15 protein-coding genes are annotated in these 16,319 nt (G+C 58.0%); 8 read left to right on the top strand and 7 right to left on the bottom strand.

The window, feature by feature from the left end; all coding sequences use genetic code 11:
* Positions 1–75: 75 nt before the first annotated feature.
* Positions 76–1,026 (bottom strand): AraC family transcriptional regulator, encoded by a 951-nt coding sequence (locus tag C813_RS42870; protein ID WP_017457780.1) that lies wholly within the window; start codon positions 1,024–1,026, stop codon positions 76–78.
* A gap of 117 nt (positions 1,027–1,143) precedes the next feature.
* A complete protein-coding gene (locus tag C813_RS42875; protein ID WP_017457779.1) occupies positions 1,144–2,064 on the bottom strand; it encodes a LysR family transcriptional regulator in 921 nt (306 codons plus the stop codon).
* A gap of 87 nt (positions 2,065–2,151) precedes the next feature.
* Here C813_RS42875 and C813_RS42880 point away from each other — a divergent pair, with 87 nt between their 5' ends.
* The 8 genes from C813_RS42880 (at position 2,152) to C813_RS42915 (ending at position 11,505) form a co-directional block, all read left to right on the top strand.
* Entirely contained in the window at positions 2,152–2,937 is a 786-nt protein-coding gene (locus C813_RS42880; protein WP_017457778.1) for an NAD(P)H-dependent oxidoreductase, read from the top strand.
* Positions 2,938–3,203: 266 nt separating this feature from the next.
* Positions 3,204–3,782, top strand: a complete 579-nt coding sequence (locus C813_RS42885; protein WP_017457777.1) for a TetR/AcrR family transcriptional regulator — start codon at positions 3,204–3,206, stop codon at positions 3,780–3,782.
* 115 nt (positions 3,783–3,897) lie between these two features.
* Positions 3,898–5,019, top strand: coding sequence for an efflux RND transporter periplasmic adaptor subunit (locus C813_RS42890; RefSeq protein WP_025263737.1), 1,122 nt, complete (start codon positions 3,898–3,900; stop codon positions 5,017–5,019).
* Positions 5,019–8,126, top strand: coding sequence for an efflux RND transporter permease subunit (locus C813_RS42895; protein WP_017457775.1), 3,108 nt, complete (start codon positions 5,019–5,021; stop codon positions 8,124–8,126). Before C813_RS42890 ends, C813_RS42895 begins: the two co-directional genes overlap by 1 nt.
* Before the next feature lie 2 nt (positions 8,127–8,128).
* Complete coding sequence (locus C813_RS42900) at positions 8,129–9,493, top strand: efflux transporter outer membrane subunit (protein WP_017457774.1); 1,365 nt, start codon at positions 8,129–8,131, stop codon at positions 9,491–9,493.
* A 41-nt stretch (positions 9,494–9,534) separates the two neighbouring features.
* Positions 9,535–10,695, top strand: a complete 1,161-nt coding sequence (locus C813_RS42905) for a multidrug effflux MFS transporter (protein WP_017457773.1) — start codon at positions 9,535–9,537, stop codon at positions 10,693–10,695.
* A gap of 79 nt (positions 10,696–10,774) precedes the next feature.
* Positions 10,775–11,092, top strand: coding sequence for a type II toxin-antitoxin system HigB family toxin (locus C813_RS42910; RefSeq protein ID WP_017457772.1), 318 nt, complete (start codon positions 10,775–10,777; stop codon positions 11,090–11,092).
* The gene (locus C813_RS42915; protein WP_017457771.1) at positions 11,089–11,505 is read left to right on the top strand and encodes a helix-turn-helix domain-containing protein; all 417 of its coding nucleotides are present in this window, start codon (positions 11,089–11,091) and stop codon (positions 11,503–11,505) included. The genes C813_RS42910 and C813_RS42915 overlap by 4 nt, the downstream gene beginning before the upstream one ends.
* Here C813_RS42915 and C813_RS42920 read toward each other — a convergent pair.
* From C813_RS42920 to C813_RS42940, 5 genes are read right to left on the bottom strand one after another with little or no spacing between them, the layout of a single operon-like run.
* A complete protein-coding gene (locus C813_RS42920) occupies positions 11,502–12,395 on the bottom strand; it encodes a MurR/RpiR family transcriptional regulator (protein ID WP_017457770.1) in 894 nt (297 codons plus the stop codon). The two genes, C813_RS42915 and C813_RS42920, sit on opposite strands and share 4 nt — an antisense overlap.
* Before the next feature lie 9 nt (positions 12,396–12,404).
* Positions 12,405–13,352: an iron-siderophore ABC transporter substrate-binding protein gene (locus tag C813_RS42925; protein WP_017457769.1), complete on the bottom strand. Its 948-nt coding sequence runs from the start codon at positions 13,350–13,352 to the stop codon at positions 12,405–12,407.
* Positions 13,353–13,368: 16 nt separating this feature from the next.
* Positions 13,369–14,421: a FecCD family ABC transporter permease gene (locus tag C813_RS42930; protein WP_017457768.1), complete on the bottom strand. Its 1,053-nt coding sequence runs from the start codon at positions 14,419–14,421 to the stop codon at positions 13,369–13,371.
* Positions 14,418–15,443, bottom strand: coding sequence for a FecCD family ABC transporter permease (locus C813_RS42935; protein ID WP_017457767.1), 1,026 nt, complete (start codon positions 15,441–15,443; stop codon positions 14,418–14,420). The genes C813_RS42930 and C813_RS42935 overlap by 4 nt, the downstream gene beginning before the upstream one ends.
* Positions 15,440–16,267: an ABC transporter ATP-binding protein gene (locus C813_RS42940; RefSeq protein WP_017457766.1), complete on the bottom strand. Its 828-nt coding sequence runs from the start codon at positions 16,265–16,267 to the stop codon at positions 15,440–15,442. Before C813_RS42940 ends, C813_RS42935 begins: the two co-directional genes overlap by 4 nt.
* Between the last annotated feature and the right edge of the window lie 52 nt (positions 16,268–16,319).

Genomic DNA, 16,319 nt, shown 5'->3' on the forward strand with positions numbered 1-16,319 from the left:
TGCGCAGTGATGATTCACGTATGCGCGATGATAAAACCGCGCCCGCATCAGCAAAGCTGGTCTACACAGGGGAAATCAGGACGCGCGAATTTCGCTGGGCGCCATACCGTAGCGGCGGCGAAACGCGGTGGAAAAGTTAGTGGCGTGTTGATAACCGGACATCCACGCGGCCTGCTGCACGCTGTAGCCTTCAGCCAGATAGCGACGCGCCAGTTCAAGACGGCAGTCGCGCAGGTAATCAAATACAGAGTGACCGTACGCCTGGCGGAACTTCACGCGCAGGCTGCTGGCGCTCATCGCCGCCAGCTGCGCCAGTGCTGCCAGGGTGTACTCTTTTTCGGGGTGCTGTTCCAGTAAACGGCGCACGTTTTCCAGCCGCTGCTGTGCACCACACTGAACCGGGCGGCGTCTCTCCTGCCCTTGCATGCGCTGCGACAGCGCGTTACCCAGCAGTTGCAGCATCACGCCTTCCAGCATCAGTTGGCGGGAGAGCGCAGGCAGCGAGGCTTGCTGGGTTTGCTGTAAACCCGACAGTAAAAAGCTTGGCACCTGCCATAAAAAGGTCGGGACGCCATGCGCTTCCCACTGCTGTAAAAGTGCGGAGAGGAGCGGTGATTGCCAGCAGCTTGCCGAATCGACGCCAAGCGATAAGGTGCGCAGATGGCAATCCGCCAGATGGCTGGCATTCATCACCTGGTGCTCGCTCAGGCGCGAAGTAAATGCCATGCCGGAGCGCACAACAAACGCTTCGCCGTTCAGGCGCAGCATCACGCTGCCTTCCAGCACCACCAGCATATAGAGCGGGCAACTGTGCAGCGAGGTGGTTTCATAAGGTTGCAGAACGCGAATATCAGAACGGGTAAGGTTGATACCAGAAGAGAGCGTCATCTCTTCGACGTCGCCCTGAATCACAATGCGCTGAGCTTTGCTGAAAAGACCGGTTGCCAGCGACGGGAAGCGGTAATCAATCCCATAACGCTCACCAAAACCGATAAAGTCTTCTACTGAAAAGTGTCTTTTTTGCATAGACGGCAGCCATCGCTATCTGTCGAACCCTCACCCACGCGCGGGCGAAATGGCCTACACCTTATCATTCGCCCTGACGCGCTTCAATAATGTTGAGAATTATTCTCAACATACTCATTACGGCGTGTTAGTCCGATCAGCGTTTCCCAACACAGCGAGAACCTGCTGGCGCAGCCATTTATGTCCGGGATCGCGATGCAACCGCTCATGCCAGAGCATCAGCATATCGAAGCCTGGCAGATCAAGAGGCGGATCAACGACCTGCAATGCGCCAGTGTTGGCGACAAGCCGCTCCGGCAGCACGGCGACCAAATCGGTGCGCGCCAGCACATCCAGCATAAACAGGAAATGCGGCACCGAAAGCACCACATTGCGCGTCAACCCGCGAGCCGCCAGCGCGTCGTCCGTTGCCGCCTGAAAACCGCCACCCTCCGGCGAAACAATCACATGCTCCAGCTGACAGAACTGTTTGAGCGACGGGCGGTGTTTAAGCGCGGGATGGCCTAAACGCCCCGCAAGGACATAGCGCTCAGTAAACAATAACCGCTGGTGCAGCGACGCCGGTGCGCCTTCACGCAAATGGAAGAACAGATCGATATCACCCTGCTCGGCCTGGCGCTTAATCTGGCCGGGGTTAAGTTCAAACACCGCGAGGCGGCTGGCGGGCGCCTCGCGACGCAAAGTGTTAAGCAGCGGCAACAGCACCGCCGATTCGGTGTAATCCGTCGCCGCAATGCGCCAGGTGACACTGGCACGGGCGGGGTCAAACGCACTGACTGGCGACACCGCGCGCTCCAGCGCTTCCAGCGCCTGGCGTAACGGTTCACGTAGTTCGTCCGCCCGCACGGTCGGTTGCATACCGCGCGGGCCAGGCAACAGCAACGGATCATCAAAGATCTCGCGCAGCCGCGCCAGTTGCACACTCACCGAAGGCTGAGAAAGATTCAGCCGCTGCGCCGCGCGTGTGACATTGTGCTCACGGAGCAATACATCCAGCGTCAGCAGCAAGTTCAGATCCAGGCGGTTGAGATTAACCATGGCTATACCTGTGATATCAGTAATTAATTTCTACTATATCTGCGCTTCACCTACCCTGCAGCTTCAATCTTATTGCCGGGAGTTGTTATGAATGTCTTGATTGTTTATGCCCATCCGCAGCCGCATTCGCTCAATGGCGCGCTGAAAGAATTTGCCGTGCAGCATCTTGAAAAAGCAGGTCACCAAGTCGAGGTTTCCGACCTGTACGCCATGCAGTGGAAAGCGCAGCTCGATGCGAACGATAGCCTTGATGCGCCCGTTAACGATGTTTTCAACCCGTCGGCAGATTCGAAACACGCCTTCGAGCAGGGCCGACAAGCTGCGGATATCGCCGCCGAACAGGCCAAACTGTTATGGGCCGACGCAGTGATTTTCCAGTTTCCACTGTGGTGGTTTTCCATGCCCGCCATCATGAAAGGCTGGTTCGACCGCGTTTACGCCTGCGGCTTCGCCTACGGTGTAGGCGAGCACAGCGACACACACTGGGGCGATCGCTACGGCGAAGGCAGCCTGGCCGGTAAGCGCGCCATGCTGCTGGTCACCGCTGGCGGTTGGGAATCGCACTACAGCCCGCGCGGTATTAATGGCCCTATCGACGACATTCTGTTTCCAATCCAGCACGGCATGTTGTTTTACCCGGGTTTTGAGGTGCTGCCGCCGCTGGTGATTTATCGCACCAGTCGCGTTGATGACGCGCGATTCGCCGCGCACCGTGAAGAGCTGGCACAGCGGCTGGATACGTTATGGCAGACGCCGCCGCTGCCGTTTCGCCAGCAAAACGGCGGGGATTACACCATACCGGCGTTAACCCTGCGTCCGGAGATTGCGCCGGGCGAAAGCGGGCTGGCCATTCATCAGCAGAGAAAAGAATAAACGCACAAAAATAACCGGTGCCGATAAATGGCACCGGTTTATTCTATTTGTACTCCCTCACAATGCCTTCAAATTAATACCAACTCTCTTCGCTATTATTTTCTGGCGCATTTCTTCATTGTTTTTCATTATTTCTTCACAATAGCAAGTTTTGTAAATTCCAATAATTTGCGCAGGAAATGTTTACGCGAAAAATATAACTTCGTTTAATCTATTTGATAATTGAGAACGATCACTCTCAAAAAGCGATCAACCGAGGGTTACCGATGCCGCCGAAAGCCACGCAGGAACAACGCCATCAGCAGCGTAAAGATGAGATTATCGCCGCCGCCCGTCGGCGTTTTCGTGTGAGCGGCTTTCACGCCGCCAGCATGTCGCAAATCGCCCTCGAAGCCCAGTTGAGCGTCGGGCAGATCTACCGCTATTTCAGCAGTAAAGACGCCATTATTGAGGAGATTGTTCGCCGAATCATCGACTACCGCATCGCCGAAATGGAAAACAAAGCCGAAACCACGCACCTGCCGGAGGTGCTGGCCTGGCGGCAAACGCTCAGCCCGGATGACGACGCGTTAATGCTGGAGATGTCGGCAGAAGCGACGCGCAACCCACACGTTCAGGCAATGATGGTCGAAGCCGATGCCCGCATGTTTAACAATGCCTGCAACCATATGCAGAGCCGACATCCACATTTAAGCGCCGAGCAAGTACGCTGCTGCGTTGAGCTGCTGGCAGGCTTGATGGAAGGCGCGACATTGCGCCGTTTAACGCCACAAAAATGCAACCCGGCACAGTTAAAAGAGCTGTATCAGGAAATTATCACCATGATATTTCTGCCAAAGAAATAACCCGACAAATATAAACCCGCGCTTATTTCCAGCCCTTCGGAAATAAGCGCCAACTCGCCTGCTTATTATCCTGTTTTAAAAACGGGCAGGCTTCGCTTATGCCAGGAAAATAGTCATGAAGTTAATAACTACAACGTTGATGGCCGCATTCACGCTGGTTGGATGCGATAACGCCACACCACCTGCACAACACCCCACTCAGGAAGTCGGCATCGTCACCCTGAAAAGCCAGCCGCTCGCCGTGACCAGCCAGTTAACCGGGCGTACCGCCGCGTCACTCTCCGCAGAAGTGCGACCGCAAGTTGGCGGCATTATTCAAAAACGCCTGTTTACGGAAGGCGATACGGTAAAGGCCGGGCAGGCGCTTTACCAGATCGACCCTTCCAGCTACCGCGCCACGTTTGATGAAGCCGACGCCGCGCTGAAACAGGCGCAGGCGCTGGTAATATCCGATTGCCAGAAAGCCACCCGCTACGCGCAACTGGTGAAAGAGGATGGCGTCTCGCGCCAGGACGCTGACGATGCGCAATCGACCTGCGCACAGGACAAAGCCAGCGTAAGCGCGAAAAAAGCGGCGCTGGAAAGCGCGCGCATCAACCTGAACTGGACCACCGTCACTTCACCGATCAGCGGGCGCATTGGCATCTCGTCCGTCACACCTGGCGCACTGGTCACGGCGGAACAGACCACGGCACTGGCAACCGTGCGCGGGCTCGACACCATGTATGTCGATCTTACCCGTTCAAGTGTCGATCTGCTGCGTCTGCGCCAGCAAGCGCTGGCCAGCGACAGCAATACGCTCGCCGTCACGCTGACGCTGGAAGATGGCAGTACCTATAGTGAAAAAGGCCGCCTGGCGCTGACCGAAGTTGCCGTCGATGAATCCACCGGCTCCGTTACGCTGCGCGCGGTGTTCCCCAACCCGCACCAGCAATTGCTGCCGGGGATGTTTGTGCGCGCCCGCGTGGAAGAAGGGGTGATGGCAAACGCGATCCTCGCGCCGCAGCAAGGCGTCACGCGTGATGCGAAAGGCAATGCCACTGCGCTGGTCGTCAATGCGAAGAATCAGGTTGAGCAGCGCAACATCGAAACCGGCGATACCTATGGCGATAAATGGTTAGTTCTGAAAGGCCTGGAAAATGGCGACAAGCTGATCGTCGAAGGCACCGATAAAGTCGCCGCGGGATCGACTGTGAAAGCCGTTGAGATCCCGCAAGACAATGGAGGAAAAGCCTGATGTTCTCCAGCTTCTTTGTGCGCCGCCCGGTTTTCGCCTGGGTGATCGCCATCCTTATCATGATGGCCGGTATTCTGGCGATCCGCACCTTGCCGATCGCGCAGTATCCGGATGTTGCGCCACCTGCGATAAAGATCAGCGCTACCTATACCGGCGCCTCGGCGCAGACGCTGGAAAACAGCGTCACCCAGGTAATCGAACAGCAACTTACCGGGCTGGATAACCTGCTCTATTTCACCTCCACCAGCAGCTCCGATGGCCAGGTGGATATCACCGTCACCTTTGAGCAGGGCACTGATCCGGATACGGCGCAAGTGCAGGTGCAAAACAAGGTGCAGCAGGCGGAATCCCGCTTACCGACGGAAGTCACTCAATCCGGCGTGACGGTGGTGAAATCCCAGAGCAACTTCCTGCTGATCATGGGGCTGTACGACAAAACCGACCGCGCCACCAGTTCCGATATCGCCGACTGGCTGGTCAGTAACATGCAGGATCCGCTGGCACGCGTGAACGGTGTCGGTAGCTTGCAGGTGTTTGGCGCAGAATACGCGATGCGAATCTGGATGGATCCCGACAAACTCGCCTCGTACTCGCTGATGCCATCCGATGTGCAGACCGCGATTGAAGCGCAAAACGTACAGGTTTCTGCCGGTAAAATCGGTGCATTACCCTCTTCCGGCCAACAGCAGCTCACCGCCACGGTGCGCGCCCAGTCGCGCCTGCAAACTGTGGCGCAGTTCCAGGACATTATCATCAAAAGCGAGAGCAGCGGCGCGGTCGTGCGGGTGAAAGATGTCGCGCGTGTTGAAATGGGCAGTGAAGATTATGTCGCTTCAGCGAAGCTGAACGGCCACCCGGCTGCCGGTCTGGCGGTGATGCTGGCGCCCGGCGCGAACGCGCTGGATACCGCAACACGCGTGAAAGATAAAATCGCCGAGTACCGCCACAGCATGCCGCAGGGCTACGATGTAGCGTACCCGAAAGACAGCACCGAATTTATTAAGATCTCGATTGAAGACGTGGTGCAAACGCTGATTGAAGCCATCATTCTGGTGGTCTGCGTGATGTACCTGTTTTTGCAAAATATCCGCGCGACGCTTATCCCGGCGCTGGCGGTGCCGGTGGTGTTGCTGGGGACGTTTAGCGTGCTGGCGCTGTTTGGTTATTCGATCAACACCCTGACGCTGTTCGCCATGGTGCTGGCAATCGGCCTGCTGGTGGATGACGCCATTGTGGTGGTGGAGAACGTCGAGCGCATCATGCACGACGAAGGCCTGCCCGCCCTAGATGCCACCATCAAATCGATGGGTGAAATCTCCGGGGCGCTGATCGCGATTGCGCTGGTGCTCTCTGCCGTCTTTCTGCCGATGGCCTTTTTCGGCGGTTCCACCGGGGTGATTTACCGCCAGTTCTCCGTCACCATTATCTCGGCGATGACGTTGTCGGTCGTCGTTGCGTTGACCTTAACGCCAGCACTCTGCGGCTCGGTAATGCAACACAGCACGCCGCATAAAAAAGGGTTCTTCGGCGCGTTTAACCGCTTTTACAACAACACCGAGCACAAGTATCAACACGGTGTATTACGCGTGCTGCGCCGCACGGTTGCCGTGGCCGGCACGTACGCCGTGCTTTGTGCAGCCATGGCGTTTGTGATGTGGCGTCTGCCTGGCAGCTTCCTGCCGACAGAAGACCAGGGCGAAATCATGGTGCAGTTCACCCTGCCCGCCGGGGCGACTGCCACGCGTACCGACGCGGTCGCCAGCAAGGTGACCGACTGGTTCCTCAACACCGAGAAAGCCAACACCGAGGCCATCTTCACCGTGACCGGTTTTAGCTTTAGCGGCAGCGGGCAGAATGCCGGGATGGCCTTCGTTTCACTGAAAAACTGGTCGCAACGTAAAGGCGCGGAAAATACCGCACAGGCGATTGCCCAGCGCGCCAGCCGCGAGTTAAGCAGTATCCGCGATGCCAGCATCTTCGCCATGACGCCACCTTCGGTGGACGGGCTCGGTCAAAGCAACGGTTTCACCTTTGAATTGCTCGCCAGCGGCAGCACCGATCGCGACCAGTTGCTGAAACTGCGCAATCAGTTGCTGGCGAGCGCTAATCAGAGCAACGAACTTACCGCCGTGCGCGCCAACGCGCTGCCGGAAACACCGCAGTTACAGGTCGATATCGATAGCAACAAAGCGGTGGCGCTGGGGCTTTCACTGAGTGATGTCAGCAACACGCTCTCCAGCGCCTGGGGCGGTACCTACGTGAATGACTTTATCGATCGCGGACGCGTGAAAAAGGTCTATATCCAGGGCGAAAGCGATTCCCGCGCCGCACCTGCGGATCTGAATAAATGGTTTGTGCGCGGCAGCAATAACGACATGACGCCGTTCTCGGCTTTCGCCACCACGCGCTGGGAATATGGCCCGGAAACGCTGGTGCGTTACAACGGTTCCGCCGCTTACGAAATTCAGGGCGAGAACGCCAGCGGCTTCAGTTCCGGCGTAGCGATGACCAAAATGGAAAATCTCGCCAACGTCTTACCGGCCGGGACAACCTGGGCGTGGAGCGGCTTGTCATTGCAGGAGAAACTCGCCAGCGGACAGGCCATGAGCCTGTATGCCATCTCAATCATGGTGGTGTTCCTGTGCCTTGCGGCGCTGTATGAGAGCTGGTCTGTACCGCTTTCGGTGATCCTGGTTATCCCGCTGGGCTTGCTGGGCGCGGCGCTGGCGGCGTGGATGCGCGGATTAAGTAACGATGTTTACTTTCAGGTCGCGCTGCTGACCACCATTGGTCTGTCGTCGAAAAACGCCATTCTGATTGTCGAGTTCGCCGAAGCGGCCGTTCACCAGGGCAGCTCTTTATCACGCGCGGCGCTGCGTGCGGCGCGGACTCGCCTGCGCCCGATCATGATGACGTCACTGGCGTTTATCGCCGGGGTTACGCCGCTGGCCGTCGCCACTGGCGCAGGCGCGAACAGCCGCGTCGCGATCGGCACCGGGATCATCGGCGGGACGCTCACCGCGACACTGCTGGCCATCTTCTTTGTCCCTCTGTTCTTTGTACTGGTGAAAAAACTGTTCACCGGTAAACGCGCACGTCAGGAGTAATTATGTTGCGTATCAGTGTTCTTTTCCTCGCCCTGCTGAGCGCCGGTTGCGTCTCTCTCGACCCGACTTACCAGCGCCCGCAGGCGCCTATTCCCACGACGTTACCGGGCGCGCAAGGCCAGGCAAAAGCCGTGGCCGCCGACTGGCAGCAGATCGTTAACGACAGCCGCCTGAAACAAGTGGTCAGCAATGCGCTGACCCATAACCGCGATGTGCAAAAAGCGATTGCCGACATCGATGCCGCGCGCGCGTTGTATGCCGAAGACCGCGCCGCGCTGTTCCCGACGCTGAATGCCGAACTCAGCAGCACTCGCAGCCGCACCGTCGCCACTGGATTAACCAGCAGCGCCGAAGCCGATGGCGCGGTTTCCAGCTTCGAGCTGGATCTGTTTGGCCGTAACCAGAGCCTGACCCGCGCAGAGCGTGAAACCTGGCTTGCCAGCGAGTACACAGCGCAAAACACGCGCCTGAGCATGGTGGCGGAAATCACCACCGCCTGGGTGACGCTGGCGGCGGATAACAGCAATCTTGTGCTTGCGAAGCAGACGATGGAGAGCGCGCAAAACTCGCTGAACATTGTCAAACGTAAACAGCAGATCGGCGTGGCAGCCGCCAGCGATACCGCCGATGCGATGGCGGTGTTCCAGCAGGCGCGTGCCAGCGTCGCCAGCTATCAAACGCAGGTGGCGCAGGATAAAAACGCGCTCAATTTACTGGCGGGTGACACAGTTCCTGAGTCGCTGCTGCCGGGTACGCTGGAAAGTCTTGCCGACAACAGCATTACGCTGACGCCAGCGGGCGTGTCTTCTTCCGTGCTGCTGCGTCGCCCGGATATTCAGGAAGCGGAACATAACCTGAAAAGCGCCAACGCCAATATCGGCGCGGCGCGGGCGAACTTCTTCCCGACCATTTCGCTGACCGCCAGCGCCGGGGTGGGCAGCGATTCGCTCTCCTCCTTGTTTAGCCACGGCCTGCAAGTGTGGTCTTTCGCGCCATCCATTTCGCTGCCGCTGTTTGCCGGGGGGAAAAATGTCGCGCAGTTGCGTTACGCCGAAGCCGAGAAAAAAGGGCTGATCGCGACCTACGAGAAAACCATTCAGAGCGCGTTTAAAGATGTTGCCGATGCGCTGGCGCGGCGCGAAACGCTCAACGAACAACTCGACGCACAGCGTGAATATGTCGTCGCAGAGCAGAAAGCACTGGATATCGCCCAGCGCCAGTACAGCGCCGGAACCGGCGATTACTTGTCGGTGCTGACCGCGCAGCGCGCGCTGTGGACGGCAAAAGAGTCGCTGATTTCGCTGCAACAAACCGATCTGCAAAACCGCGTAACGCTCTGGCAATCGCTGGGCGGTGGCGTCAGTTAACCCCTTTGCGCCGGGCTGACCGGCGCGTTTTCGGAGCAGTTATGTCACGGATTTCTCCCGCCTTTGCCATCGTGCTGGGCATGCTCACGGCCATGGGGCCGATTTGTACCGATCTTTACCTGCCCGCGTTGCCGGATATCAGCCAACAGTTGGGCACATCAAACACGCTGATCCAGCTTTCGCTGACCGCTTCGCTTATCGGCTTAGGGCTGGGGCAGCTTTTTTTCGGGCCACTCAGCGACCGGATGGGTCGCAAACGCCCGCTGCTGCTGTCGCTGCTGCTATTTATCGTCTCCTCAGTACTGTGCGCCACTACGCAGAGTATCTACTGGCTGATTTTCTGGCGTTTTATTCAGGGCATTGCCGGAGCGGGCGGTTCCGTGCTGTCACGCGCCATCGCGCGCGATAAATATCACGGCACGCTGCTGACGCAATTTTTCGCCCTGCTGATGACCATTAACGGCATTGCGCCGATTGTTTCCCCGGTGCTCGGCGGGTATATCACCTCAACCCTGCACTGGCGGGCGCTGTTCTGGACCATGGCGGTCATCGGTGTGGTACTGCTGCTTTCTGCCATGCTGGTGTTGAAAGAGACTCTGCAGGAGAAAAACCACGGCGGCTCGCTGTTAAAAACCTCTGTCAATGTGCTGAAGAACAAGCCATTTTCCATGTACTGCTTTATCCAGGCCTTTATGCTGGCCGGGCTGTTTTCGTATATCGGTTCATCCTCGTTCGTGCTGCAAAACGAATATGGCCTTACAGCAATGCAATTCAGCCTGCTGTTTGGCTTCAACGGGATTGGCTTGATTATTTCCGCACTGATTTTCGCCCGCCTGGCGCGACGTATTGACGGGCAGAAACTGCTCGGCATCGGGCTGGTACTGGCGGTGATCACCGCGCTGCTGACTGCTTTTTTTGCATGGCGCGGCATGGCAATGCTGGCGCTGGCAGGACTGTTTTTCACCGTCGCGCTGAACAGCGGGATTTCCACCATCGCCGGTTCGGCAGCAATGAACAGCGTGGAAGCATGCGATTCCGGCACCGCCTCGGCGCTGCTGGGGATGCTGATGTTTATCTTCGGCGGCATTGCCACGCCACTTTCCGGCATCGGCGGTGAAGCGATGTGGAAAATGAGCCTCGCGATTGTGATGGCTTACAGCGCCGCGCTGGTAGTTTATCGGTGGGCGCGGCGTCATCGCTAGAAGCACACAAAATCGTTGACTAAATGGCAACCAACACCGTATTGTTGACTTATTGGCAACGGACGCACAAGGTAAAGGAATGCATTTAATATCATTGAAGGCGATTCAGGAAGCAGTCTTACGCTTCCCTCAACACAAAGTTGCGCTACTCACTCTGGCGAAAACCATCGAAAAAGCGCACTGCCCAACGCCAGAGGATCTCAAGAAGTTGTATCCCACACTGGATAACTTCAAATATCTGAGTAAGCATTACATTATTGATATTGCGAATAATAATTTAAGGGTTGTGGCACTGATCTTTTTCGAAAGCCAAAAGTTTTATGTGCGCCATATCTTCACACATAAGGAATACGACCGTTTTACCGAACAGCATCGTACTAAGGGGAAGAAAAAATGATCGTCGCTGATGCATTAAAAGCCACCCATGCGCTCATCGCTGCGGTCCCGCTGCTGGGAGAACATCCGACGGAGAAAGACTATCAGGATGCGCTGGAACTGGTAGAACAGCTGTTAATAGACAATCCCGATAGCCCGCTGGTAGATATCGTTTGTGCGAAAATTAGTGCTTACGAAAATAACCAACCGGAAATTATCGCCTTGCGTGAAGAGATGGCGGCGATGCCGACAGGACTTGCGGTGCTCAGAACACTGATGGATCAGCACCAACTGACGACGTCTGATTTTCAGGAGGAAATTGGCAGCAAATCGATGGTATCGAGAGTGCTCAACGGCGAGCGCCAGCTTAACCTTAACCATATTAAGAAGTTAGCCAAACGTTTTGACGTATCACCGCTGATGTTTATTTCTTAACCCTTCTTCCCGCCCGGTTTTAACCCACGGTGAAACTCATTAATGCGTTTCACCGTTTTAATTGCCCGCTGCGACGTCGCTGACGCCACCGACAAGATGATCATCTCCAGACACAGCAGCACGGTGCCGTGCAGCGGGATTTTGCCCTTCTCGCCACCGCGCGGAACGTGGATCACCACATCGGCTTGCTGGCTGAAGCGCGAATCGACAGCGTTGGTCAATAAAATCACCGGGATCCCCAATCGCCGCGTCTCTTTCAACGTGGTCAGCCCTTCCCGATGCGCCGATTTCTGCGCCATCATGATCAGCACATCGCCGCGCTGTAAATTGATAAGCTGCTCCGACAGGGCAATGCCGGTGCGGTTGAGGGGGGATGCGGGTAATCCGATGCGGCTGAACAACCGTGCGGCGTACTCTGCGAGGATCCCCGATGCGCCAATGCCGAAAATCGCCACCTGTCGCGCCTCAACCAGCAACGCCACCGCCTGGGAAATCGCGTAGCGGTTATCCGGCGCGGAGAGGATTTCGCAGGTGTGCTGATGCCCTTCGAGCACGAAATCGATGCCGGAATTGACGTCGCATGAGAGCGCACTCACCGTGGTGCTCATCTTTTCCGCCGAGGAGACCGACGGGCCGAACCAGTGTTCCAGCGTCTGCTTCAAATCGCGAAGCCCGGCGAAACCCAGCGCCTGGATCGCGCGCACCACCGTGGCGTCGGAGGTTTGCGTCGCCCTGGCAATCTCAATTGCCGTATGCTCCAGCACCCCTTCGCGGTTTTCATTGATATACCGCGCCACCGCCTGCAAACGCGGCGACAGCGTATGCGCCCGCGCCCGAAAGCGTTCCCCATACACATCCACGCGCGTTTTCGCTTTTTTGCTGTTCAGCATCGTGCGCCCTTATTTGGCCGCCGGTAACGGTCGACCGGCAATTTGCGACTGCACCTGCGCCACCATCAGGCTCAGTGAGGCAAACGAGTTGGAGATCGCCTCTTCACGAGAAATCAGCACGTAATGCCCGCTGCGACAGGCAGTGAGGAAATCACACCAGCCCGGCATCACCGCATCCATGGCCGCCATTTCATCCTGCGGTTTACCGCCGGTATCGCCGCGCCAGGTGGCAAAAACGAAATCGGCATCCAGTTCCGGTAACCGCTCAGCGCTAACGTCGATGCGCCCGCCGTCGGGGATGCTATCGATAAGCGGCGGAAAACGAAAACCGGCGTCGCGCAGCACGCGTCCCAGCGAGTGATAACTGTGCAGTGCGTTGATTTTCCCGTTGTTAGCCTGAATAACCGACACGGTTATCTTGCTGGTATCGATGGTTTTTTTCAGCGCAGCGATCTGCTCATGATAACGGCGCTCAAGGATCGCAAAACGTGCCTGCGTCCCCGTTAATTGCGCCAGCTTGCGGTAGATATCCGGCGCACCGCCCTCCAGATGATCGATGCTGACGGTGGGCGCGATTTTCGCTAACTGCTCCACCGGCGTGTTGCGGCTGGGCTCGGTGATGATCAAGTCTGGTTTTGCCGCCGCCACCGCTTCAATGTCGATATCCGCTGAACCAATAAATGTAATCGCTGAATTGTCAAAATCGACACCGGTCAACATGCCGCTGGAGCGCAGCACATGGGTGCCGTCCGGGCGCGTACGCCCGTGGCTGGCGACCGGCGGTACGCCAAGCTCAATCAACGGAATAGTGATATCGAGATCGTGTAACGACACAATGCGTTTCGGGTGCAATGGCACCGTCACCACGCGCCCGAGATCGTCGGTGAAAACCTGTGTCGGTTCCGCGGCGCTGGCACTCAGACCAACCAGCACCAGCAGCGAAAAAAGTAAGCGCATACAAGACCTTTAAGCGTTATAAACGATCGCGCCGCTGCCACAGCAGCAGCAAGAAAAACGGCCCGCCAATCAGCGAGATAACAATCCCGGCGGGGATTTGCAGCGGCGCAAAAGCCAACCGCCCGAGCGAATCGGCCAGCAGCACGAGTAACCCGCCCAGCATCGCACTGCCCCACAGCAGCGCCCGCTGGCCGCCGCGCAGCAGAAAGTGCGCCATATGCGGGGCAATCAGGCCGACAAAACCGATACTGCCCACGCAAGAAACGCTGGCGGCGGTGAGCAGCACCGGCGCGATAAAGCGCAGCAGTTCCAGTCGTGCAAGGCGCACGCCCAGCCCGCTCGCCGCCTGATTACCGAGCAACGCCACATCCGCTGCGCGCGCGGTTATCAGTAAAATCAACGTTGCCGGAACCGCCCAGCACAGCGCCACCATCAGTAACGGCCAGGTCGCAGCATGCAGGCTGCCCGCCAGCCACATCATCGCGGTTTGCACATCGCGCACATCGGCGGTGGTCATAAACGCGCCAATCCCGGCGGCGAAGGTCCAGGAAACCCCAATACCGAGCAGCACAAAGCGCGGGCGCGAAACATCTCGCGCCAGCGCCATCACCACCCCGGCAGCGAGCAATCCCCCTGCCATACCGGCCAGCGGTCGCCAGACTAAACCAACGGCTGGAAAGCACAGCACCAGCGTCAGCACGACTACGCTCGCCCCCTCTTTCACGCCAATCAAGCCAGGATCTGCCAGCCCGTTACGGGTGATCGACTGCATCGCCGCACCCGCCATGCCGAGCATCGCCCCGCACATTAGCGCCATCAGCACGCGCGGCAGGCGAATGTCCCACACCACGTACTGCTGCCCGCTGCTCAGCGCCTGAGGGAAAAATAACGCGCGGCCAATAGAAGATGCCGGAACCGGCAACGAACCCTGTGTCACGCTCGTCAGCAGTAACGCCAGCGCCACAATGGCGAGGCCCAAAATCCACATCAGCGCATGCGGGCGCAGCAGACGGGAAAAACCACCCACCCGCAAACGGCGTAATCCGGCGCGCGGCAACAGGCCGCTCATTTGAAAAACCTCGCCGCCAGCGCGATAAACAGCGGCGCTCCCACCAGCGCGGTCATCACACCGGTTGCCAGTTCCTGCGGCGCCAGCAGCGTACGGGCGGCAATATCTGCCACCAGCAACAACAGCGCGCCGCCGAGCGCCGAGAGTGGCACGACAACACGTAAATCATCCCCGGCAAGACGACGTACCATATGCGGCACCACCAGACCAATAAAACCAATCGGTCCGGCCACCGACACCGCCGCACCACACAGCAGCGCAATCGCCACCAGCGCCAATGCACGCGTGCGCATCAGCGACACACCTAACCCCCGCGCCATGCTGTCGCCCAGCGCCAGCATGTTCAGTGCCGGAGCCAGCCATAACGCCATCGCAAAACCGATAACGGCAGCTATTGCCGCATGCTGGATCTGCGCCCAGTTCAGCCCGGCGAGATCGCCCGCCAGCCAGGTGCGCATACTGAGCAGCGTTTGCTCATCAAGGATCAGGATCGCGGCGGTAATTGAGGAGGCAAATGCCGAGATGGCCACGCCGCACAGCGTCACTTTCATCGGCGTAAAACCCGAACGCCCCGCAGATGAAAGCACCATCACCAGCGAAAAGAGCAGTGCAGCGCCACCAGCGGCAATCAACGGGCGGCTGAATGCGGCATCGCCGGAGCTAATGCCGAGCGCCGTGCATGCTACTACCGCCAGCGCGGCACCGGAATTTAGCCCCAGAATATGCGGCTCACCTAAGGGGTTGCGGATGACCGATTGCAACAATGCTCCGGCCACGCCGAGCGCCGCGCCGGTAAATAGCGCCGCCACCAGCCGCAGCAAACGCAGGCTGATAATGACGCGGTGATCGAAGTTACGCGGATCGAAATCCAGCAGCGCCTGGACGACCGTTGGCGGCGCGATATAGCGCGCGCCAAGGCCGAGATGCGCGACCGATGCCGCCAGCACTAATAGTGCCAGCAGCAGTGAGGCCACGCCCACGCGCCCGACACGACGGCGGGCGGAAAACGCGACGCTACTCATGCGCTCGTTCCAGCTGGTTTACGAAACGGCATAAAAAAGGGTTTTCCGGTCAGTGGGTTAATCGACATTTGCACATCAACATCAAACACCCGTTTGATAAGCTCAGGGGTACAGGCATCGCCTTCGTTAATCACCCCTTGTAAGCGCCCCTGTTTCAGGAACACCAGCGTGTCGGCGTAGTTGACCGCAAAATTGAGATCGTGCAACACCGCAACCACGGTGCGTCCATGATCGCGGGTCAGGGAATGCAGCAATTCGAGGATCTCCACCTGGTAGCGCAGATCGAGAAACGTTGTCGGCTCATCGAGCAGGATCACCGGCGTTTGCTGGGCCAGCGCCATGGCTATCCAGCAGCGCTGACGCTGTCCCCCGGAGAGACTGTCTACCGTTTGATGCGCGAATTCCGCGGTGCCGGTCAGATTTAGCGCGTCAACGACTGCCTGTTCATCTTCTTCAGACCACTGGCGCATAAAGCTCTGCCACGGAAAACGCCCGCGCGACACCAGTTCGAACGCGGTGAGCCCTTCCGGCACAATCGGCGATTGCGGCAAAATACCTAACTGACGGGAAACGGCTTTGGTGGGTTGTTGATGAATGGCTTTGCCATCAAGCAGCACGCTGCCGCCGAGCGGTTTGAGCATCCGGGCGATAGTGCCGAGCAGCGTGGATTTGCCGGAGCCGTTCGCGCCGACCAGCACGGTCATTTTCCCCGACGGGATCGAAAGCGTAATGTCGTTGACAATCACCTTGCTGTGGTAGCCTGCCGACAGGCTTTCCAGCACGATCCCTTGCCCTTCGGCTTGATTTTCCACTTGCTGTGGCATGTTGACTCCTGCGCCGCACGCTCATGAAAATAGCCGCGCACTAAACCATCAA

This window comes from Kosakonia sacchari SP1, from assembly GCF_000300455.3.
GTDB classification, from domain to species: Bacteria; Pseudomonadota; Gammaproteobacteria; order Enterobacterales; family Enterobacteriaceae; genus Kosakonia; species Kosakonia sacchari.